Origin of the sequence: Variovorax sp. AB1(2024), assembly GCF_037482385.2 — a bacterium.
Lineage (GTDB): Bacteria > Pseudomonadota > Gammaproteobacteria > Burkholderiales > Burkholderiaceae_C > Variovorax.
The window spans coordinates 4,261,882-4,281,548 of record NZ_JBBHKP020000001.1 but is presented as its reverse complement, the minus strand read 5'-3'; the positions used below and the strand labels follow the sequence as shown (position 1 = coordinate 4,281,548).

The following is a 19,667-nucleotide window of genomic DNA, read 5'->3' as shown; positions in this document are numbered from 1 at the left end:
ACGGAGAAGAAGAACATGTTCAAGAAAATCCTGATCGCCAATCGCGGTGAGATCGCCTGCCGCGTCATCCAGACGGCCAAGAAGATGGGCATCCTCACCGTCGCCGTCTACTCCGACGCCGACAAGGAAGCCCGCCACGTCGAGCTGGCCGACGAGGCCGTGCACATCGGCGCGGCGCCCAGCCGCGAGAGCTATCTGCAGGCGGACCGCATCATCGCGGCCTGCAAGCAGACGGGCGCCGAGGCCGTGCATCCGGGCTACGGTTTCCTGTCGGAGAACGAAGTCTTCGCGCGCAAGGTCGAGGAAGAGGGCATTGCCTTCATCGGACCGAAGCACTATTCGATCGCAGCCATGGGCGACAAGATCGCCTCGAAGAAGCTCGCGAACGAAGCCAAGGTCAACACCATTCCGGGCTGGAACGACGCCATCGAGACGGCCGAGCGCGCGGTCGAGATAGCGAAGGACATCGGCTACCCCGTGATGATCAAGGCTTCGGCCGGCGGCGGCGGCAAGGGCCTGCGCGTGGCCTTCAACGACAAGGAGGCCTTCGAAGGCTTCACCTCGTGCCGCAACGAGGCACGCAACAGCTTCGGCGACGACCGCGTGTTCATCGAGAAGTTCGTCGAGGAGCCGCGCCACATCGAGATCCAGGTGCTGGGCGACTCGCACGGCAACGTCATCTACCTGAACGAGCGCGAGTGCTCCATCCAGCGGCGCCACCAGAAGGTGATCGAGGAAGCTCCTTCCCCCTTCATCAGCGACGAAACGCGCAAGGCCATGGGCGAGCAGGCCGTGCAGCTGGCCAAGGCCGTGAAGTACCAGAGCGCTGGCACGGTGGAGTTCGTGGTCGGCAAGGACCAGAGCTTCTACTTCCTGGAGATGAACACGCGCCTGCAGGTGGAGCACCCGGTGACGGAATGCATCACCGGCCTCGACCTGGTCGAGCTGATGATCCGCGTGGCGGCCGGCGAGAAGCTGCCGCTGACGCAGGCCGAGGTGAAGCGCAACGGGTGGGCGATCGAGTGCCGCATCAATGCCGAAGACCCGTTCCGCAATTTCCTGCCGTCGACCGGCCGGCTGGTGAAGTTCCAGCCGCCGACCGAGACCATGTTCGCGAGCGACACCGAGCACCTGCAAGGCGTGCGCGTGGACACGGGTGTGTACGACGGCGGCGAGATCCCGATGTACTACGACTCGATGATCGCCAAGCTCATCGTGCACGGCAAGGATCGCCAGCATGCGATTGCCCGCATGCGCGAGGCGCTCAACGGCTTCGTGATCCGAGGCATCAGCAGCAACATCCCGTTCCAGGCGGCGCTGCTGGCGCATCCGAAGTTCGTGGCGGGCGACTTCAACACCGGCTTCATCGCCGAGCACTACGGCAAGGGCTTCCATGCCGAAGACGTGCCGCATGCCGACCCGTCGTTCCTGATCGCGCTCGCGGCTTATGTGCATCGCCGCTATCGCGCGCGCGCATCGGGCATCAGCGGGCAGCTCGAAGGCCATGGCGTGAAGGTGGGCGAGCAGTTCGTGGTGGTGGAGCTGGGGCCGGAAGGCAAGCACGTGCATCACCCGGTTTCCGTTACCGACTTCCACGGCAAGACCGGCGCCAGCTCGGTGGCCGTGGGCGGCAAGAGCTACAAGATCGACAGCAGCTTTGCGCTGGGCGCGGTCCGCGTGCAGGGCATCGTCAACGACAAGCCCTTCACCGCGCAGGTGGAGCGCGGCGCGGGCAAGAGCCCGCTGGCGCTGCGGGTGTCGCACGACGGCACGCAGATCGAGGCGATGGTGCTGTCGCCGCTGGGCGCGCGGCTGCTGGAACTGATGCCCTACAAGGCGCCGCCTGACCTGAGCAAGTTCCTGATGTCGCCGATGCCGGGCCTGCTGGTCGAGGTGTCGGTTCAGCCGGGGCAGCAGGTGCGTGCCGGCGAGAAGCTTGCCGTCATCGAGGCGATGAAGATGGAAAACGTGCTGTTCGCTTCGCAGGACGGCGTGGTCGGCAAGATTTCGGCGGCCAAGGGCGAATCGCTCGCCGTCGATCAGATCATTCTGGAGTTCAACTGATGGGTGCCAACGACTTGCAACAGGCGATCACGCTGCACCGGCCCGCGAAGGCCGCTGCCCCCAGGGCCGAGGGCCGGTGGTCCGTCGAGGCGATCCAGGCGCTGCTCGACAAGCCGCTGATGGACCTGCTGTTCGAGGCGCAGACCGTGCACCGCAAGCATTTCCCCGAAGGCGACATCGAGCTGGCCACGCTGCTGTCGGTCAAGACCGGTGGCTGTCCGGAGAACTGCGGCTACTGCCCGCAGTCGGCCGAGTTCGATACCGGCGTGAAGGCGCAAAAGCTCATGGAGGTCGACGAGGTGGTGCGCGCCGCGCAGGCCGCCAAGGACGCCGGCGCCACGCGCTTCTGCATGGGCGCCGCATGGCGAGCGCCCAAGGACCGCGACGTGGAGAAGGTGGCCGTGCTGGTAGAGGCGGTGAAGGGCCTGGGCATGCAGACCTGCGCCACGCTCGGCATGCTGGAGCCGCACCATGCGCACCAGCTCAAGGCCGCCGGCCTCGACTACTACAACCACAACCTCGACACCGCGCCCGAGTACTACACCGACGTGGTCGACACGCGAACCTACCAGGACCGGCTCGACACGCTGGCCAACGTGCGCAGCGCGGGCATCAGCGTGTGCTGCGGCGGCATCGTGGGCATGGGCGAGCAGCCGGTGCACCGCGCGGGGCTGATCGCTCAGCTGGCCAACCTGAACCCGTACCCGGAATCGGTGCCGATCAACAGCTTGGTGCGCGTGCCTGGCACGCCGCTGGCGGACTCGGACCCGGTCGACCCATTCGACTTCGTGCGCATGATCGCGGTCGCGCGCATCACCATGCCCACCGCGCGCGTGCGTCTGTCGGCCGGGCGCCAGCAGATGGGCGACGCGGTGCAGGCGCTGTGCTTCATGGCGGGCGCGAACTCGATCTTCTATGGCGACAAGCTGCTGGTCACCGGCAACCCCGACGTGGAAGCCGACACGGTGCTGCTGCGCAAGCTCGGGCTCAACGCGCGGCAGGTCCAGGAACAGGCTTCCGAAAGCTGCGCCGCATGACCGCCGCCACCACCCGCCCCTTCAAGGTGCTGGGCATCCAGCAGATCGCCATCGGCGGCCCCGACAAGCTGCGGCTGCAGAAGCTGTGGGTCGACATGCTGGGGCTCGAAGTCACGGGCACGTTCAAGAGCGAACGCGAGAACGTGGATGAAGACATCTGCGCGATGGGCGTGGGCCCGTTCAAGGTCGAGGTCGACCTGATGCAGCCGCTCGATCCGGAGAAGAAGCCTGCCGTGCACACCACGCCGCTGAACCATGTGGGCCTGTGGATCGACGACCTGCCCAAGGCCGTCGAGTGGCTGACGGCGCAGGGCGTGCGCTTTGCGCCCGGCGGCATCCGCAAGGGCGCGGCCGGCTTCGACATCTGCTTTCTTCACCCGAAGGCGAACGACGAGTTCCCGATCGCGGGCGAAGGCGTGCTGATCGAGATGGTGCAGGCGCCGCCTGAAGTGGTGGCGGCTTTCAGCGCGCTCGCAGCTACGCGTTGAGCACTTTCTTGATCGGCGGCTTCACGTCCGAGCTCCTGGGCGGCAGCATCGCCTGGTGCTCTCGCGCCGGGTTCAGGATGATCGAGGTGGCGGTCTCGGTGAGGATGCAGAACTTGGTGACCACCGCATCGAGGTGGCTCACGTCGATCACCGCGATCTCCAGGATCCAGCTGTCTTCCCCGGTCACGTTGTAGGCATTGACGCATTCGGGCGTCTGCTGCACCAGCTCGACCACGCGTGCGTAGTCGGCGCGGCCCACGCGGATGATGGCGCGGATGCCGTAGCCCAGCTTGCCCAGGTTCACGGTGGCACGGTAGCCGCTGATGACGCCCGCGGCCTCCAGCTTCTTCACGCGCTCGGTCACCGCGGGCTGGCTCAGGTGCACGCGGCGGCCGAGTTCGGCCATGGTCAGCCGCGCATCGTTCTGCAGTTCGGCCAGGATGCGGGTGTCGTGCGCATCCAGTGAGGGGTTCAAGGCGAAGTTCATGCAACTCCTTCAAATCAACGGTTGGAAGAGGGCAGAACCATGAATGTCGCATGGATGCCGGAGGTTGGCTTTCATACCATGGCTGCCATCGCACACCAACAAGAGACTTCCCTCGGCCATGTCCACCCTCGCTTCTCCAGCCAAGCCCGCGTCTGCAGGGCGCCCTGGCTTGCCGCCGCTGCTGTGGCTGTGCCTCGCCGCCACCTGGGTGGTCTGGGGCTCGACCTACCTCGCGATCAAGTACGCGCTCGTGAGCTTTCCGCCGTTCCTGCAGATGGGCTCGCGCTTCCTGTGCGCGGGCGTGCTGCTCATCGTGTGGATGCGCTGGCGCGGGGCGCCATGGCCGTCGCCGGTGCAATTGCGCAATGCGTTTGTCGTGGGGGCGCTGATGCTGGGCGGCGGCATGGGCGGTACGGCCAGCGCCGAGGTGTCGATCGGCTCTGGGCTGGTCGTCGCGTTCATCGCGGTGATTCCGCTGCTCATCGCGCTGCTCAACCTGATCTGGGGCGTGAGGCCGTCGCGGCTGGAGGCCGCGGGCATTGCGCTCGGGCTCGTCGGCGTGCTGATGCTGACGCAGGGCAGCGGCTTCCGGTCTTCGCCCGAAGGCTTGCTGGCGATCTGCATCGCATGCTGCTGCTGGTCGCTCGGCAGTGTGCTGAGCCAGCGCGGCCTGCCGCTGGCGCCCGGTGCGATGGGCTTCGCAAGCGAGATGCTGTGCGGCGGCGTGGTGCTGATGGGCCTGGCCGCTGTGTCGGGTGAAACGGTGGTCTGGCCGTTGCAGGCCGAGGCGGTGGCGGCGTGGATCTACCTCGTGGTGTTCGGCTCGCTGATCGCCTTCAACGCCTACATGGTGCTGCTCGCGAAGGCCCCGGCCGCGCTGGCGTCCAGCTATACCTTCGTGAACCCGGTGATCGCGATGCTGCTGGGCGTGTGGATCGGCGGCGAGACTGTGACGCGCTTCGAGTGGTACGCGGTGGGCGTAGTGCTGGCGGGCGTGCTGTTGCTGCTCTTCAAGCGCCGGGGCGGCGCCACACGGCAAGGGTAGCGGCCAACAGCCACATGCCGGCCGCACAACCGCGGTTCATTGCCTTGAGGCCGCGCTGCGAGAGAAAGCGTACGGCCTGCGTGCCGGCGCCGGCATAGGCCAGCATCACGCAGGTGTCGAGAGCGACGAAAACGGCGCCCAGCAGCAGGTACTGCGGGCCCTGCGGCTTCGCGATGTCGACGAACTGCGGCAGGAAGGCTGCAAAGAACAGCACTGTCTTCGGATTCGACAGCGCCACCATGAGGCTGCGCAGCAGCGCGACACGGCCCTGCGGACGGACTTCGAGCGGCGACTTGGCCAGCGCGGTGCGCAGGTCGGTGGTTTCGCTGCGCCACAGCTTGACGCCCAGCCACACGAGGTAGGCCACGCCTGCGACACGGATCGCATTGAAGAGCCATTCCGAAGTCGCCAGCAGCGAGCCCAGTCCCAGGGCGACGACCGCGATCAGCGTGATGCTGCCCAGCGACGCACCCGCAATGCCCCAGCTCGCGCGGCGCATGCCGCCCTCGATGCCGTTGGACAGCGCCAGCAGCATCGTCGGCCCCGGGATGAGGGCCAGCGCGAGCGAAGCGACGATGTAGATGAGCAGGGTGTCGAGCGTCATGGTTTGGCGGCTGGTGGGCGTTGTTGCGAGGCGGCGCGGGCACGCGCCAGTGCGGCTTCGACGATGGCGCGCTTGCGTGCACCAGCGTCTTGCGGAGTTTCGGCCTTGGGCGCCGTCTCGGCAAGGCGCGCATCGGTGTTGCGGTGCTTGCCGTGCACTTCGTAGCGGCGCCGTGCGCTCGCGGCCTGCTCGGCAGACCATGCTTGCCAGCCGGTGCGGCCGGGTGTTTCGACCTCGAGCGAGATGCAGTCGACGGGGCAGACCGGAATGCACAGCTCGCAGCCCGTGCAGTGGGCCTCGATCACCGTGTGCATGCGCTTGTTGACGCCGACGATCGCGTCGGTGGGGCAGGCATCGAGGCAGAGCGTGCAGCCGATGCACCAGGCCTCGTCGATGACGGCCATGGCGCGCGGGCCTTCAACCCCGCATTCGGGGTCGAGCGGCAGCGGCGCTCGGCCGGTGAGTCGTGCGAGCCGGTCGATGCCTTCGGCACCGCCGGGCGGGCACTGGTTGATGCCGGCTTCGCCGTCGGCCACGGCCTGGGCATAGCTTGCGCAATCCGGGTAGCCGCAACGTGTGCACTGCGTTTGGGGCAGTGCGTCGTTGATGCGTGCGGCGAGCCCGTTCACTGTGGGAATGGCGCGCGCTTCAGCGCGCCGCGCTGGTGCCGGGCTTCTTGCGCGGCGCTGTCTTCTTGGCGGCGACGGCCGTGGCCGTCTTCGCTGGGGCCTTCTTGGCCGCGACTGCTGCGGGAGCCGGGCTTTTGCGCACAGGCTTCACGGTGTCTTCGGCGGCCAGTGCGTCGCGGGCGCTCGCGCGGCGCTGCGGCTGGTCGTTGGCCTCGATGAATTTCTGCATCTTCGGGTAGACCAGTTCGCGCCAGCGGCGGCCGCTGAAGATGCCGTAGTGGCCGGCGCCTTTGACTTCGTAGTGCTCGCGCTTCGCGTCGTCGATGCCGGTGCACAGGCTGTGCGCGGCTTCGGTCTGGCCCGAGCCGGAGATGTCGTCGAGTTCGCCTTCGACGGTGAGCAGGGCCGTGCCGTGGATGTCCTGCGGGCGCACGCGCTCCACCTTGCCGTCGGGGGACTTGACGTCCCAGGTGCCGTTGACCAGGTCGAACTCCTGGAACACGGTGCGGATGGTCTCGAGGTAGTAATCGGCGTCCATGTCGAGCACGGCGTTGTACTCGTCGTAGAACTTGCGGTGGGCCTCGGCGCTGGCGTCGTCGCCCTTGATGAGGTCCTTGAAGTAGTCGTAGTGGCTGCTGGCGTGGCGGTCGGGGTTCATGGCCACGAAGCCGGTGTGCTGCAGGAAGCCGGGGTACACGCGGCGGCCTTCACCGGGGAAGCCCTGCGGCACGCGGTAGATCACGTTGTTCTCGAACCACTCGAAGCTCTTGTTCATCGCGAGGTTGTTGACCGCCGTGGGCGACTTGCGCGCGTCGATGGGGCCGCCCATCATCGTCATGGTGAGCGGCAGCGGCTCGCCGCGGCTGGCCATGAGCGACACGGCAGCGAGCACGGGCACGGTGGGCTGGCACACGCTCACCACGTGGCAGTTGCCGTACTCGGCCTGCAGCAGGCGGATGAACTCCTGCACGTAGTTGATGTAGTCGTCGAGGTGGAACTCGCCTTCCGACATCGGCACGAGGCGCGCATTCTTCCAGTCGGTGATGTAGACCTTGTGGTCCTGCAGCATGGTGCGCACGGTGTCGCGCAGCAGGGTCGCATAGTGGCCCGACAGCGGTGCGACGACCAGCACCACGGGCTGGCTCTTGAGCGTCTTGAGGATGTGTGGCTCGTCGGTGAAGCGCTTGAAGCGGCGCAGCTCGCAGAAGGGCTTGTCGAGCGCAATGGCTTCCTGGATGACGACATCCGCGCCATCGACCTTCACCGACTTGATGTTGAACTCGGGCTTCTCGTAGTCCTTGCCCAGGCGGTAGAGCAGGTCGTAGCCCGCGGCCATGCGCTGGGCCATGGGCAGCTGGCCCCATACGGCGCCGGGGCCGTAGAGCTTGGAGGCTGCCTGGGCGAAGTCCGAGAAAGGCTCCATCAAGGAACGCTGGGCTTCGTAGAGTTGATAGAGCATCGCTGATCTTTGAGTGGAATGTTGCGGTGCAATATATCAGCGCATTCGCTGCGTTGCAGGGGGCCTAACCCCTACAACGACCCCGCCGCGAGGGTCCTTTGGCCAAGAAGTGTGAAGGAATCGTCGCTGCAGCGCATTCCCTCACACTTTGCTGTCACTTAGATGACTTTGGCGATCGACGCGCAGACGTAATCGATGTTCTTGCTGTTGAGCGCGGCCACGCACATGCGGCCGGTGTCGGTGCCGTACACGCCGAACTCATTGCGCAGGCGCACCATCTGGTCCTTGGTCAGGCCCGAGTAGCTGAACATGCCGATCTGCGTGGTGATGAAGCTCATGTCTTCCTTCACGCCCGCGGCCTTGAGGCCGTCGACCAGCTTCTGGCGCATGGCCTTGATGCGCACGCGCATCTCGCCCAGTTCCTTTTCCCACAGGGCGCGCAGCTCGGAGTTGCCGAGCACCGCTGCCACCACGGCGCCGCCGTGCGTGGGCGGGTTGCTGTAGTTGGTGCGGATGGCGATCTTGAGCTGCGACAGCACGCGGCCGGCTTCTTCCTTGTTTTCGCACAGCACCGACAGTGCGCCGACGCGCTCGCCGTACAGGCTGAAGCTCTTGGAGAAAGAGGTCGAGACGAAGAAGGTCAGGCCGGCTTCGACGAACTTGGCGACGGCCGCGCCGTCTTCCTTCAGGCCGTAGCCGAAGCCCTGGTACGCCATGTCGAGGAAGGGCACCAGGCCCTTGGCCTTGACGGCGGCGACGACCTGGTCCCACTGGGCGGCGGTGATGTCGTAGCCGGTGGGGTTGTGGCAGCAGGCGTGCAGCACGACGATGGTGCCGGCCGGGGCCGCGTTCAGGGCGGCCAGCATGCCTTCGAAGTTGACGCCGCGCTTGGCCGCGTCGTAGTAGGGGTAGCTTTCGACTTCGAAGCCGGCGTTGGTGAACAGCGCGCGGTGGTTTTCCCAGCTCGGGTCGCTGATCAGCACCTTGGCGGAGGGGCTGAGCTTCTTGAGGAAGTCGGCGCCGACCTTCAGGCCGCCGGTGCCGCCGATGGCCTGGATGGTGGCCACGCGGCCCGAGGTGACGGGCTCGCTGTCGGCGCCGAAGACCAGCGCCTTGACGGCGTTGTCGTACGCCGCGATGCCGTCGATGGGCAGGTAGCCGCGCGCGGTGGGCGCTTTCATCATGTTCTGTTCTGCGGCCTGCACGCACTGGAGCAGGGGCAGCTTGCCGTTGTCGTCGTAATAGACGCCGACGCCGAGGTTGACCTTGTTGGGGTTGGTGTCGGCTGCAAATTGCTCGTTGAGGCCGAGGATCGGGTCGCGCGGTGCCATTTCGACCGCGGTGAACATAGACATGGAAAGGTCCTTTGGGATGAAAGCTTCGCTGCAACCGGACTAGGCTTTATGCTTTCCGGTTGCCTTGAATTTTACCGGCGCGAGCGCCACCTGTCGGGAACAGCCATGCCAGACAACAACGAAGCCATAGCAGACCTGAAGAAAGTGGACCCGATCGGGCCCGCGAAACAGGGTGAATTCATCAGGTACCCGGACTCCCCGTTCGAGCTCTTCCAGCCCTATCCGCCCGCGGGCGACCAGCCCAAGGCCATCGAAGGGCTGGTCGAAGGCGTGATCGACGGCGAAGTGTTCCAGACCCTGCTGGGCGTGACCGGCTCGGGCAAGACCTTCACCATGGCCAACGTGATCGCGCGGCTGGGCCGCCCGGCCATCGTATTCGCGCCCAACAAGACGCTGGCGGCGCAGCTCTACAGCGAGTTCCGCGAGTTCTTCCCGAAGAACGCCGTCGAGTACTTCGTGAGCTACTACGACTACTACCAGCCCGAGGCCTATGTGCCCCAGCGCGACCTGTTCATCGAGAAGGATTCCTCGATCAACGAGCACATCGAGCAGATGCGGCTGTCGGCCACCAAGAGCGTGCTGGAGCGGCGCGACACGGTCATCGTGGCCACGGTGAGCGCCATCTACGGCATCGGCACGCCCGAGGACTACATGGAAATGCGGCTGATTGCCCGCGTCGGCGACAAGGTCGGGCAGCGTGACCTGATTTCCCGGCTGATCCGCATGCAGTACCTGCGCAACGAGCAGGACTTTGCCCGCGGCACCTTCCGCGTGCGCGGCGACACCATCGACGTGTTTCCGGCGGAGCACAGCGAACTGGCGATCCGTTTCGAACTGTTCGACGACGAAATCGAGTCGCTGCAGCTGTTCGATCCGCTGACCGGGCGCGTCCGGCAGAAGGTGCCGCGCTTCACGGTGTACCCGTCGAGCCACTATGTGACGCCCCGCGACAAGGTCATGGCGGCGGTCGAGACCATCAAGATCGAGCTGAGCGAGCGGCTCAAGGAGCTGGTGAGCGCGGGCAAGCTGGTCGAGGCGCAGCGGCTGGAGCAGCGCACCCGCTTCGACCTCGAGATGCTGGCCGAAATCGGCCACTGCAAGGGCATCGAGAACTACACGCGCCACCTGTCGGGCGCCGCGCCCGGCGATCCGCCGGCCACGCTGACCGACTACCTGCCTAAGGACGCGCTCATGTTCCTCGACGAGAGCCACCAGATGATCGGCCAGCTCGGCGGCATGTACAACGGTGACCGGGCGCGCAAGACCACGCTGGTCGAATACGGCTTCCGCCTGCCGAGTGCGTTGGACAACCGGCCGCTCAAGCTCGAGGAGTTCGAGACGCGCATGCGCCAGTGCATCTTCGTGTCGGCCACGCCGGCGCAGTACGAGAAGGACCATGCCGGCAATGTGGTCGAACAGCTGGTGCGGCCCACCGGCCTGATCGACCCCGAAGTCGAGGTTCGGCCCGCCACCCACCAGGTGGACGACGTTCTGGGCGAAATCCGCGTGCGCGTGGACAAGAACGAACGCGTGCTCATCACCACGCTGACCAAGCGCATGGCCGAGCAGCTGACCGACTACCTGGGCGACAACGGCGTGAAGGTGCGCTACCTGCACAGCGACGTCGACACGGTTGAGCGGGTGGAGATATTGCGCGACCTGCGCCTGGGCACCTTCGACGTGCTGGTGGGCATCAACCTGCTGCGCGAGGGGCTGGATATTCCGGAGGTTTCGCTGGTGGCGATCCTCGATGCCGACAAGGAAGGCTTCCTGCGCGCCGAGCGCTCGCTGATCCAGACCATCGGCCGGGCGGCGCGCAACCTGAACGGCAAGGCCATTCTTTACGCCGACCGCATGACCGATTCGATGAAGAAGGCCATCGACGAGACCGAGCGCCGCCGCGCCCGGCAGATTGCGCACAACGAGGCGAACGGCATCACGCCGCGCAGCATCGTCAAGCAGGTGCGTGACCTGATCGACGGGGTCTACAGCGAGAAAACGGGCAAGGAAATGGCCAAGCTCGACCTGGAACGCGCCAAGGTCGAGGACATGAGCGAAAAGGACATCGCACGGGAAATCAAGCGGCTGGAAAAGCAGATGCTGGAGCACGCCCGGAACCTCGAATTCGAGAAGGCGGCCCGCGTACGCGACCAGCTGGCGCTGCTGCGCGAACAGGCTTTCGGGGCTGCCGGCGGGGACAACATCGCGCTCTAGCCGCGCTAGTTCAAACGTTCGCGTTCTTCAAGCGGACGGCGCTGGGGTTTACCCGAGCAGAGTTCGGGGGCTTCTGTTATACTTGAGCGAAATACTCAACAACAAGAAAAGAACTTCGCGATGAAGGACCGACTCCTACCGGCTGGTTCACCAGCGCCAGGGGTCGGGCAGGGCGGAGACGAGGTCACCGCAGCCCAGGGCCACGGTGTCATTTCAACGGTAAGCACTTGAAGGAGCTTGCGATGCGTCTCACTACCAAAGGCCGTTTTGCGGTCACGGCAATGATCGATCTGGCGTTGCGTCAGAACACCGGTCCGGTCACGCTGGCCGCAATCAGCCAACGGCAGCAGATTTCGCTGTCCTACCTCGAACAGCTGTTCGGCAAGCTGCGCCGTCATGAACTGGTCGAATCGACCCGCGGCCCCGGTGGCGGTTACAGCCTCGGCCGCAAGGCTGCCGATATCACGGTCGCCGACATCATTGTTTCCGTCGATGAGCCCATCGACGCCACCCAGTGCGGCGGCAAGGAAAACTGCCTGGGCGAAGCCGGCCGCTGCATGACGCACGAGCTCTGGGCCTCGCTGAACCAGCGCATGGTCGAGTTCCTCGACTCCGTCACCTTGCAGAAGCTGGTCGACGACCAGATCGCCAAGGGCGTGCAGATCGAGAACAAGCCCGTCGTCAAGCGCGCCATCTCGGCCCAGCCGGTGGTCAAGCCGATTCGCGTGAATGCGCCGAACTCGGTGTTCGCTCTCGGCAACGCCTTCGCGAAGTCCTGATACCGCTTTCGAGACTTCTGATTTCCGGCGGCGCCTTCGGGCGCCGGCACGAGCAGCAGCCCAGATCTAAAAACAACCCCCACGCCAGCACGAGCCAGCCATGGACGTAACTCCTCATTTCCCGATCTATCTCGATTACGGCGCCACCACGCCGGTCGACCCGCGCGTGGTCGACGCCATGATTCCCTGGTTGCGCGAGCACTTCGGCAACCCGGCATCGCGCAGCCACGCCTGGGGCTGGGAAGCGGAAGAGGCTGTCGAGAAGGCGCGCGGCCAGGTGGCCGAACTGATCAATGCCGATCCGCGCGAAATTGTCTGGACATCGGGTGCCACCGAATCGATCAACCTCGCGCTCAAGGGCGCTGCCCAGTTCTACAAGGGCAAGGGCAAGCACCTGATCACGCTGAAGACCGAGCACAAGGCCGTGCTCGACACCATGCGCGAGCTGGAACGCCAAGGCTTCGAGGTGACCTACCTCGACGTCGAGGAAAACGGCCTCGTCGACCTCGAGAAGTTCAAGGCGGCCATTCGCCCCGACACCATCCTGGCCAGCGTGCTCTTCGTGAACAACGAAATCGGTGTGATCCAGGACGTGGTCGCGCTGGGCAACGCGTGCCGCGAAAAGGGCGTGATCTTCCACGTCGACTCGGCCCAGGCCACCGGCAAGATCGACATCGACATCACGAAGCTGCCCATCGACCTGATGAGCCTGGCTTCGCACAAGACCTACGGCCCGAAGGGCATCGGCGCGCTGTACGTGCGCCGCAAGCCGCGCATCCGCCTCGAAGCGCAGATGCATGGTGGTGGCCATGAGCGCGGCATGCGTTCGGGCACGCTGCCCACGCACCAGATCGTCGGCATGGGCGAGGCCTATCGCATCGCCAAGCTCGAGATGCACAAGGACATCGAACACGCACGCCGCCTGCAGAAGCGTCTGCTCGACGGGCTGAAAGACGTGGAACAGGTGTTCATCAACGGCGACCTCGAACACCGCGTGCCGCACAACCTGAACATGAGCTTCAACTACGTCGAAGGCGAGTCGCTGATCATGGGCATCAAGGGCCTGGCGGTGTCGTCGGGCTCGGCCTGCACCTCGGCCAGCCTCGAGCCCAGCTACGTGCTGCGCGCCCTGGGCCGCAGCGACGAACTGGCGCACAGCAGCCTTCGCATGACCATCGGCCGTTTCACGACCGAAGAAGAAATCGACTACGCCATCTCGACCATCAAGCACAACGTTGCCAAGCTGCGCGAGCTGAGCCCCCTGTGGGAGATGTTCCAGGACGGCGTCGACATCAGCACGATCCAGTGGTCGGCCCACTGACGCAGGCCCGCACCAGGCTCCACGATTGAACAAAGTTTGAGAGGTACACCATGGCATATTCTTCCAAGGTCATCGACCACTACGAAAATCCCCGCAACGTCGGCTCCTTCGAAAAGGGCGACGACTCGGTAGGCACCGGCATGGTCGGCGCACCGGCCTGCGGCGACGTGATGAAGCTGCAGATCAAGGTCAACCCGGAAACCGGCGTGATCGAAGACGCCCGCTTCAAGACCTATGGCTGCGGCTCGGCCATCGCGTCGTCGTCGCTCGTGACCGAATGGGTCAAGGGCAAGACGCTCGACGAAGCGGCTGCGCTCAAGAACGCGCAGATCGCCGAAGAACTGGCCCTGCCGCCCGTGAAGATCCACTGCTCCATCCTGGCCGAAGACGCGATCAAGGCCGCCGTGAGCGATTACAAGGCCAAGCACGGCGTCAAGACCGAATCCGCTGCTGCCGAAGCTGTCCACTGACATGGCCGTCACGCTGACCGAAGCCGCTGCGCGACACGTCACCCGCTACCTCGGCAAACGGGGCAAGGGCGTGGGTGTGCGGCTGGGCGTGAAGACCACGGGTTGCTCAGGCCTGGCCTACAAGCTCGAGTACGTGGACGAACTGGCGCCCGAAGACGTGGTGTTCGAAGACCACGGCGTGAAGGTGCTGGTCGACCCGAAGAGCCTGGCCTACATCGACGGCACGCAACTCGACTTCGTGCGCGAAGGCCTGAATGAGGGCTTCAAGTTCATCAACCCCAACGAACGCGACCGCTGCGGTTGTGGGGAAAGTTTTCGCATCTGATGCGCCGTCGCTGACTGCGACCATAGCCGCCACCATGTCACGTGCTGGCGGTTTTTTCTTGCCATGAACCTGAACGACACCGACTTTCAACTGTTCGCCGTCCCGGCGACTTTCGCGCAGGACCGCGCCGTGCTCGACGCGCGCTGGAAAGAGCTGCAGCGCGAAGCCCACCCGGACCGCTTTGCCGCACAGGGCGCCGCGGCGCAGCGCGTGGCCATGCAGTGGTCGGTGCGCATCAACGAGGCCTACCAGCGCCTGAAGGACCCGATCCGCCGCGCCAGCTACATCTGCGAGATGCAGGGCGCACCGCTGAATGCCGAGAACAACACGGCGATGCCGGCGGAGTTCCTCATGCAGCAGATGGAGTGGCGCGAGGCGCTCGACGATGTCGAAAGCATCGCTTCGCTCGAGAAGCTCCAGGCGGAGGTCGAGGCCGGCCGCGCGCGCGCGCTGTCGTCGCTCGACTGGCTGATCGACGAGAAGGGCGACTACCCCGCCGCCGCGCAGCAGGTGAGAGCCCTCATGTTCATTGAGCGCTTCGGACAGGACGTCGAAGCCAAGTTCGATCAGTTGGGACAATAGAAGACATGAACCCCCACGCTCATCACTTCGTGTATTCGCTGCCCCCCATGGGGGCGCAGGCCTCCCTTGGGGCAGTCCGGCGGGAGGCCTGATGGCTCTTCTTCAGATTTCCGAACCCGGCCAGGCGCCCGATCCGCATCAGCGCCGCATCGCCGTGGGCATCGACCTGGGTACGACGCATTCGCTGGTGGCCTCGGTGCGCAACGGCGTGGCCGAATGCCTGCCCGACGACCAGGGACGCGTGCTGCTGCCCTCGGCCGTGCGCTACCTCGAAGGCGACCGCCGCCAGATCGGCTTCGATGCCGTGGCCGCGCGCGCGCAGGACCCCGCCAACACCATCACTTCCGTGAAGCGGCTCATGGGCCGCGGCCTGGCCGACATCGCGAACCGCGATGCCATGTCGTACCGCATCGGCAGCGGCGACGGCGGCATGGTGAAGGTGCAGACGCTGGCTGGCGAGAAGTCGCCGGTCGAGATCAGCGCCGAGATCCTGGCCACGCTGCGCTACCGTGCACAGGACACCTTCGACGACGACGAACTGTATGGCGCCGTCATCACCGTGCCCGCGTACTTCGACGAAGGCCAGCGCCAGGCGACCAAGGATGCCGCGCAACTCGCCGGCCTGAACGTGCTGCGCCTGATCAGCGAACCCACGGCCGCGGCCATCGCCTACGGGCTCGACAACGCGAGCGAAGGCGTCTACGCGGTCTACGACCTGGGCGGCGGCACTTTCGACATCTCGATCCTGCGGCTCACGCAGGGCGTGTTCGAAGTGATTGCCACGGGTGGCGACTCGGCCCTCGGCGGCGACGACTACGACCATGCGCTCGCCGACTTCGTGCTCGCGCAGACCGGCCTGCAAGCCGTCAGCGACGCCGACAAGGCCGCATTGCTCGTGGCCGCGCGGGCAGCGAAAGAGGCGCTGACCGATTCGCCGTCGACCATCTTCAAGGCCGATGTCGCAGGCAAGACCCTCTCCTTCGAGCTGGCCCGCGAGCAGTTCTACGCCGCCACGCAGCCACTCACCGACCGCACCATCGCCGCCGTCCGCAAGGCTCTGCGCGACGCGAAGCTCAAGCCTGAAGAACTGCAAGGCATCGTGCTCGTTGGCGGCTCGACCCGCATGCCGCAGGTGCGCCGCGCCGTCGCCGATTTCTTCGGCCGCGAACCGCTGGTCAACCTGAACCCCGACGAAGTCGTGGCCCTCGGTGCCGCCATCCAGGCGAACCAGCTGGCCGGCAACAACGGCGCGGGCGAACTGCTGCTGCTCGACGTGATCCCGCTTTCGCTCGGCATCGAGACCATGGGTGGCCTGGTCGAGCGCATCGTGCCGCGCAACCAGACCATTCCCACCGCGATGGCGCAGGACTTCACCACCTACCAGGACGGCCAGACCGCACTGGCGCTGCACGTGGTGCAGGGCGAGCGCGATCTCGTCTCCGACTGCCGCAGCCTCGCGCGCTTCACGCTGCGCGGCATTCCGCCGATGGCCGCGGGCGCCGCGCGCATCCGCGTGACCTTCACCGTCGATGCCGACGGCCTGCTGAGCGTGAGCGCAAAAGAGCAGGGCAGCGGCGTCGAGGCCAGCGTGGCGGTCAAGCCGTCTTACGGCCTGTCGGACGACCAGATCGCGACGATGCTGCAGGAAAGCTTCTCCACCGCGCAGCAGGACATGCAGGCCCGTGCGCTGGTCGAGGCACGCGTCGATGCCGACCGCATGCTGCTTGCCACGCAGAGCGCGCTCGATGCCGATGGCGACCTGCTGAACGGCGAGGAGCGCGCGGTCATCGATGCTTCGATGCTGCAATTGCGCGAAGCCGCCAGGAGAAGCAACGACGCCGCCGCCATCGAGGCCGCCACAAAGAAGCTGGCCGACGACACCGAAGCCTTTGCCGCACAGCGCATGAACGCGGGCATTGCGCGCGCACTTGCCGGCCGCAAGGTCGAATCTCTCTAGAACAAAAACATGCCCACGATCAAGATCTATCCGCATCCCGAGTACTGCCCGCAAGGCGCCGAAATCACCGCGCCAGCCGGCACCTCGATCTGCGAAGCGCTGCTCGACAACGACATCAACATCGAGCACGCCTGCGAGATGAGCTGCGCCTGCACCACCTGCCACGTCATCGTGCGCGAGGGCTTCAACTCGCTGAACGAAGCGGAAGAGGGCGAGGAAGACCTGCTCGACCGCGCCTGGGGCCTGGAGCCGCAATCGCGGCTGAGTTGCCAATCGATCCTGGCGCAGGAAAATGTGACCATCGAGATTCCGAAGTACTCGATCAACCACGCCAAGGAAAACCACTGATGAGTCGCTTGATCGTCCTCGATACCGAAACCACCGGGCTCTCCGCAGAGAACGGCGACCGCATCATCGAGCTCGGCTGCGTGGAGCTGTTCAACCGCAAGCTCACCGGCAACGACCTGCACATCTATTTCAACCCGGAGCGCGAGAGCCACGAAGACGCGTTGAAGGTCCACGGCCTGACGACCGATTTCCTTCGCGACAAGCCGAAGTTCGCCACGCTGGCCAACGACATCGTCGAGTACCTGCGCGATGCCGAACTTATCATTCACAACGCGGCGTTCGACGTTGGCTTCCTCAACAAGGAGTTCGAGCGCGCCGGCTTTCCTCCGCTGCGCACCTTCGTCGCGGAAGTGACCGACACGCTGGCCATGGCCAAGCAGGTGTATCCGGGCAAGCGCAACTCGCTCGATGCGCTGTGCGACCGCTTCGGTGTCGACCGTTCGAACCGCACCTTCCACGGCGCCAAGCTCGACGCCCAGCTGCTGGCCGACGTCTACATCAACCTCACGCGCGGACAGGATGCGCTGCTCATCGACGTGGCCTCCAACGAGCCCGAGGTCGGCACCAAGGTCGTGGCCATGGACCTGAGCCAGTTCGAGTTGCCGGTGATCCTGGCAGCGGAGCATGAACTCGCCGCGCACGAGGGCGTGTTGGCCCAACTCGACAAATCTTCTGGTGGTCGCACGCTGTTTCGTCAAAACGAAGAAAAAGCTGTGGCATAATCTGAGGCTTCGCTGAACGCGAAGCGTAATTCAAAGCAACGCAAACAACGCGTTGCTTTGGGCGGTTAGCTCAGGGGTAGAGCACAGCATTCACACTGCTGGGGTCGGAGGTTCGAAGCCTCCACCGCCCACCATCATCAAAAAGCGACCTGGATTTCCAGGTCGCTTTTTTGTTTTGCGCGCCAGTTTGTTTTTTACGGCTTCGCGCCGAACAGATCGGCGCAGTTGTCGCATGCGAAATAGAGCCTCTGCTCGCCGCACTGCACCGACCCCGTGGCTCCCGCGCGGATCTGCCATTCGCACGACCTGCCTGAAGCGCCGAGCGCTGCTGTCGGTTGGCGCCGACGGCAAGTGCAGCCGCATGATGGCGCGCCTTTGCCGGCGCCGGCATGGAAATGTCGGGAAAGGAGCAAGACCATGGCCACTCATCCAGATCTTCCGACCCCCATCACGCCGGACCTGCCCGTGGAGCCCGACGAGGGCCCGAGCACGCCGCCGGACGAACCCACGGACCCGGTACCCCCACCTCAGTGAATTGAGTCTGCGCGTCTGCCGTGCTGGCCGCGATAAGCTCGCACGATGGAAGAAATCGATTGCGCCGTCATTGGCGGTGGAGTGGTGGGCCTGGCAGTGGCGCGCGCTTTGGCGCTCGAAGGCCGGGAGGTTTTGGTGCTCGAATCCGAAGGCGCCATTGGCACCGGCACCAGTTCGCGCAACAGCGAGGTGATCCATGCGGGCGTCTATTACCCGCAGGGTTCACTGAAGGCGCGGCTTTGCGTGGAAGGCAAGCAACTGCTCTACGCCTACGCCGAGGCGCGCGGCGTGCCGCATCGGCGCTGCGGCAAGCTGATCGTTGCCACGTCGCCCGAGCAGGCGGGGCAGCTCGATGCGATCCGGGCCAAGGCGGCGGCCAACGGCGTCGACGACCTGGAACTGCTCTCCGAACAGCAGGCCAAGGCCATGGAACCGCAGTTGCGATGCGTCGCGGCGCTGCATTCGCCCAGCACCGGCATCGTCGACAGCCATGCGCTGATGCTGAGCCTGCTCGGCGACCTCGAGAACGCAGGCGGCATGCTCGCGCTGAAATCGCCTGTATCGCGCGCCGAATGCGGTGCCGACGGCATCGTGCTGATCGCGCAGGACGGTACGGCGTTGCGTTGCCGAACGGTGGTCAACGCCGCGGGGCTCGGCGCGCCGGCGCTGGCCCGCCGCTTCGAGGGCTTGCCTGCTGCGGCCGTGCCTAGAGAGCATTTCGCCAAGGGCAACTACTTCACCCTGTCGGGTCGGGCGCCTTTCGGACGGCTCGTCTATCCGGTTCCCGAGCCGGGCGGCCTGGGCGTGCACCTGACGATCGACCTCGGCGGCCAGGCCAAGTTCGGCCCCGACGTGCAGTGGGTTTCCTCGGCCGACGACCTCGTGGTGGACCCCGCGCGCGGCGACGGCTTCTATGCCGAGGTGCGCAAGTACTGGCCCGCGTTGCCCGACGGCGCGCTGATTCCCGGCTACGCCGGCATGCGGCCCAAGATCTCGGGGCCCGGCGAGCCCGCCGCGGACTTCATGATCGACGGGCCGGCGTCGCACGGCGTGGCGGGGCTGGTCAATCTGTTCGGCATCGAATCGCCGGGGCTCACGAGCAGCCTGGCGATCGGGGCGCACGTCGCCCGCCTGCTGGCGGGTACGGAAGGCTGAGCGAGGAGCGAAGGGCACATGTACGCACATCTGTCGCGCATGAGGGTCTTTTGTGCCTGTAACATGACAGTACGCCATTTGCTGGCGTGAAG

General features: G+C 65.5%; 20 protein-coding genes and 1 tRNA gene. 16 read left to right on the top strand and 5 right to left on the bottom strand.

All coding sequences use genetic code 11. From position 1 onward, the window contains the following. Positions 1 to 15: 15 nt before the first annotated feature. From accC to WIX39_RS20055, 3 genes are read left to right on the top strand one after another with little or no spacing between them, the layout of a single operon-like run. Positions 16 to 2,064 (top strand): acetyl-CoA carboxylase biotin carboxylase subunit, encoded by a 2,049-nt coding sequence (gene accC, locus WIX39_RS20065; RefSeq protein ID WP_409195683.1) that lies wholly within the window; start codon positions 16 to 18, stop codon positions 2,062 to 2,064. Next, positions 2,064 to 3,101, top strand: a complete 1,038-nt coding sequence (bioB, locus tag WIX39_RS20060) for a biotin synthase BioB (protein WP_106934206.1) — start codon at positions 2,064 to 2,066, stop codon at positions 3,099 to 3,101. Before accC ends, bioB begins: the two co-directional genes overlap by 1 nt. After that, the gene (locus WIX39_RS20055; protein WP_106934207.1) at positions 3,098 to 3,589 is read left to right on the top strand and encodes a VOC family protein; all 492 of its coding nucleotides are present in this window, start codon (positions 3,098 to 3,100) and stop codon (positions 3,587 to 3,589) included. Before bioB ends, WIX39_RS20055 begins: the two co-directional genes overlap by 4 nt. Here WIX39_RS20055 and WIX39_RS20050 read toward each other — a convergent pair. Then, a complete protein-coding gene (locus tag WIX39_RS20050) occupies positions 3,579 to 4,076 on the bottom strand; it encodes an Lrp/AsnC family transcriptional regulator (protein WP_106934208.1) in 498 nt (165 codons plus the stop codon). The two genes, WIX39_RS20055 and WIX39_RS20050, sit on opposite strands and share 11 nt — an antisense overlap. A 118-nt stretch (positions 4,077 to 4,194) precedes the next feature. Here WIX39_RS20050 and WIX39_RS20045 point away from each other — a divergent pair, with 118 nt between their 5' ends. Beyond that, positions 4,195 to 5,121, top strand: coding sequence for an EamA family transporter (locus WIX39_RS20045; RefSeq protein ID WP_106934209.1), 927 nt, complete (start codon positions 4,195 to 4,197; stop codon positions 5,119 to 5,121). Here WIX39_RS20045 and WIX39_RS20040 read toward each other — a convergent pair. From WIX39_RS20040 to WIX39_RS20025, 4 genes are all read right to left on the bottom strand, one after another. Further along, on the bottom strand, positions 5,087 to 5,725 hold the full coding sequence (locus WIX39_RS20040) for a LysE family translocator (RefSeq protein ID WP_081269000.1): 639 nt from the start codon (positions 5,723 to 5,725) through the stop codon (positions 5,087 to 5,089). The genes WIX39_RS20045 and WIX39_RS20040 overlap by 35 nt on opposite strands. Next, positions 5,722 to 6,354 carry an RnfABCDGE type electron transport complex subunit B gene (locus tag WIX39_RS20035; protein WP_106934210.1) on the bottom strand — a complete coding sequence of 211 codons (633 nt, stop codon included), beginning with the start codon at positions 6,352 to 6,354 and terminating at the stop codon, positions 5,722 to 5,724. Before WIX39_RS20035 ends, WIX39_RS20040 begins: the two co-directional genes overlap by 4 nt. A gap of 19 nt (positions 6,355 to 6,373) precedes the next feature. Continuing rightward, a complete protein-coding gene (locus WIX39_RS20030) occupies positions 6,374 to 7,813 on the bottom strand; it encodes a polyhydroxyalkanoate depolymerase (protein ID WP_106934211.1) in 1,440 nt (479 codons plus the stop codon). A 158-nt stretch (positions 7,814 to 7,971) separates the two neighbouring features. Next, positions 7,972 to 9,168 (bottom strand): amino acid aminotransferase, encoded by a 1,197-nt coding sequence (locus tag WIX39_RS20025; RefSeq protein ID WP_106934212.1) that lies wholly within the window; start codon positions 9,166 to 9,168, stop codon positions 7,972 to 7,974. Positions 9,169 to 9,273: 105 nt separating this feature from the next. Here WIX39_RS20025 and uvrB point away from each other — a divergent pair, with 105 nt between their 5' ends. The 12 genes from uvrB to WIX39_RS19965 all read left to right on the top strand — a co-directional run bounded on the left by uvrB (position 9,274) and on the right by WIX39_RS19965 (position 19,575). Continuing rightward, positions 9,274 to 11,382 carry an excinuclease ABC subunit UvrB gene (gene uvrB, locus WIX39_RS20020; RefSeq protein WP_106934213.1) on the top strand — a complete coding sequence of 703 codons (2,109 nt, stop codon included), beginning with the start codon at positions 9,274 to 9,276 and terminating at the stop codon, positions 11,380 to 11,382. A 242-nt stretch (positions 11,383 to 11,624) separates the two neighbouring features. Further along, complete coding sequence (gene iscR, locus WIX39_RS20015) at positions 11,625 to 12,161, top strand: Fe-S cluster assembly transcriptional regulator IscR (RefSeq protein ID WP_007828186.1); 537 nt, start codon at positions 11,625 to 11,627, stop codon at positions 12,159 to 12,161. A 100-nt stretch (positions 12,162 to 12,261) separates the two neighbouring features. Then, positions 12,262 to 13,482, top strand: a complete 1,221-nt coding sequence (locus WIX39_RS20010) for an IscS subfamily cysteine desulfurase (protein ID WP_081268995.1) — start codon at positions 12,262 to 12,264, stop codon at positions 13,480 to 13,482. A 50-nt stretch (positions 13,483 to 13,532) separates the two neighbouring features. Further along, on the top strand, positions 13,533 to 13,952 hold the full coding sequence (gene iscU / locus WIX39_RS20005) for a Fe-S cluster assembly scaffold IscU (protein WP_081268994.1): 420 nt from the start codon (positions 13,533 to 13,535) through the stop codon (positions 13,950 to 13,952). A 1-nt stretch (position 13,953) separates the two neighbouring features. Then, positions 13,954 to 14,277, top strand: a complete 324-nt coding sequence (iscA, locus tag WIX39_RS20000) for an iron-sulfur cluster assembly protein IscA (RefSeq protein WP_081268993.1) — start codon at positions 13,954 to 13,956, stop codon at positions 14,275 to 14,277. Positions 14,278 to 14,340: 63 nt separating this feature from the next. Further along, positions 14,341 to 14,859: a Fe-S protein assembly co-chaperone HscB gene (hscB, locus tag WIX39_RS19995; RefSeq protein ID WP_106934214.1), complete on the top strand. Its 519-nt coding sequence runs from the start codon at positions 14,341 to 14,343 to the stop codon at positions 14,857 to 14,859. 91 nt (positions 14,860 to 14,950) lie between these two features. Continuing rightward, positions 14,951 to 16,816, top strand: coding sequence for a Fe-S protein assembly chaperone HscA (gene hscA / locus WIX39_RS19990; protein WP_409195682.1), 1,866 nt, complete (start codon positions 14,951 to 14,953; stop codon positions 16,814 to 16,816). A 9-nt stretch (positions 16,817 to 16,825) separates the two neighbouring features. Next, on the top strand, positions 16,826 to 17,164 hold the full coding sequence (gene fdx / locus WIX39_RS19985) for an ISC system 2Fe-2S type ferredoxin (protein WP_007828193.1): 339 nt from the start codon (positions 16,826 to 16,828) through the stop codon (positions 17,162 to 17,164). Next, entirely contained in the window at positions 17,164 to 17,886 is a 723-nt protein-coding gene (dnaQ, locus tag WIX39_RS19980) for a DNA polymerase III subunit epsilon (protein WP_106934217.1), read from the top strand. The genes fdx and dnaQ overlap by 1 nt, the downstream gene beginning before the upstream one ends. Positions 17,887 to 17,945: 59 nt before the next feature. Next, a tRNA-Val gene (locus WIX39_RS19975) sits at positions 17,946 to 18,020 on the top strand. A gap of 283 nt (positions 18,021 to 18,303) precedes the next feature. Beyond that, the gene (locus tag WIX39_RS19970) at positions 18,304 to 18,420 is read left to right on the top strand and encodes a stereocilin (RefSeq protein ID WP_409195681.1); all 117 of its coding nucleotides are present in this window, start codon (positions 18,304 to 18,306) and stop codon (positions 18,418 to 18,420) included. Between the two features lie 45 nt (positions 18,421 to 18,465). Then, positions 18,466 to 19,575, top strand: a complete 1,110-nt coding sequence (locus WIX39_RS19965) for an NAD(P)/FAD-dependent oxidoreductase (protein ID WP_409195680.1) — start codon at positions 18,466 to 18,468, stop codon at positions 19,573 to 19,575. The last annotated feature ends 92 nt before the right edge of the window (positions 19,576 to 19,667 follow it).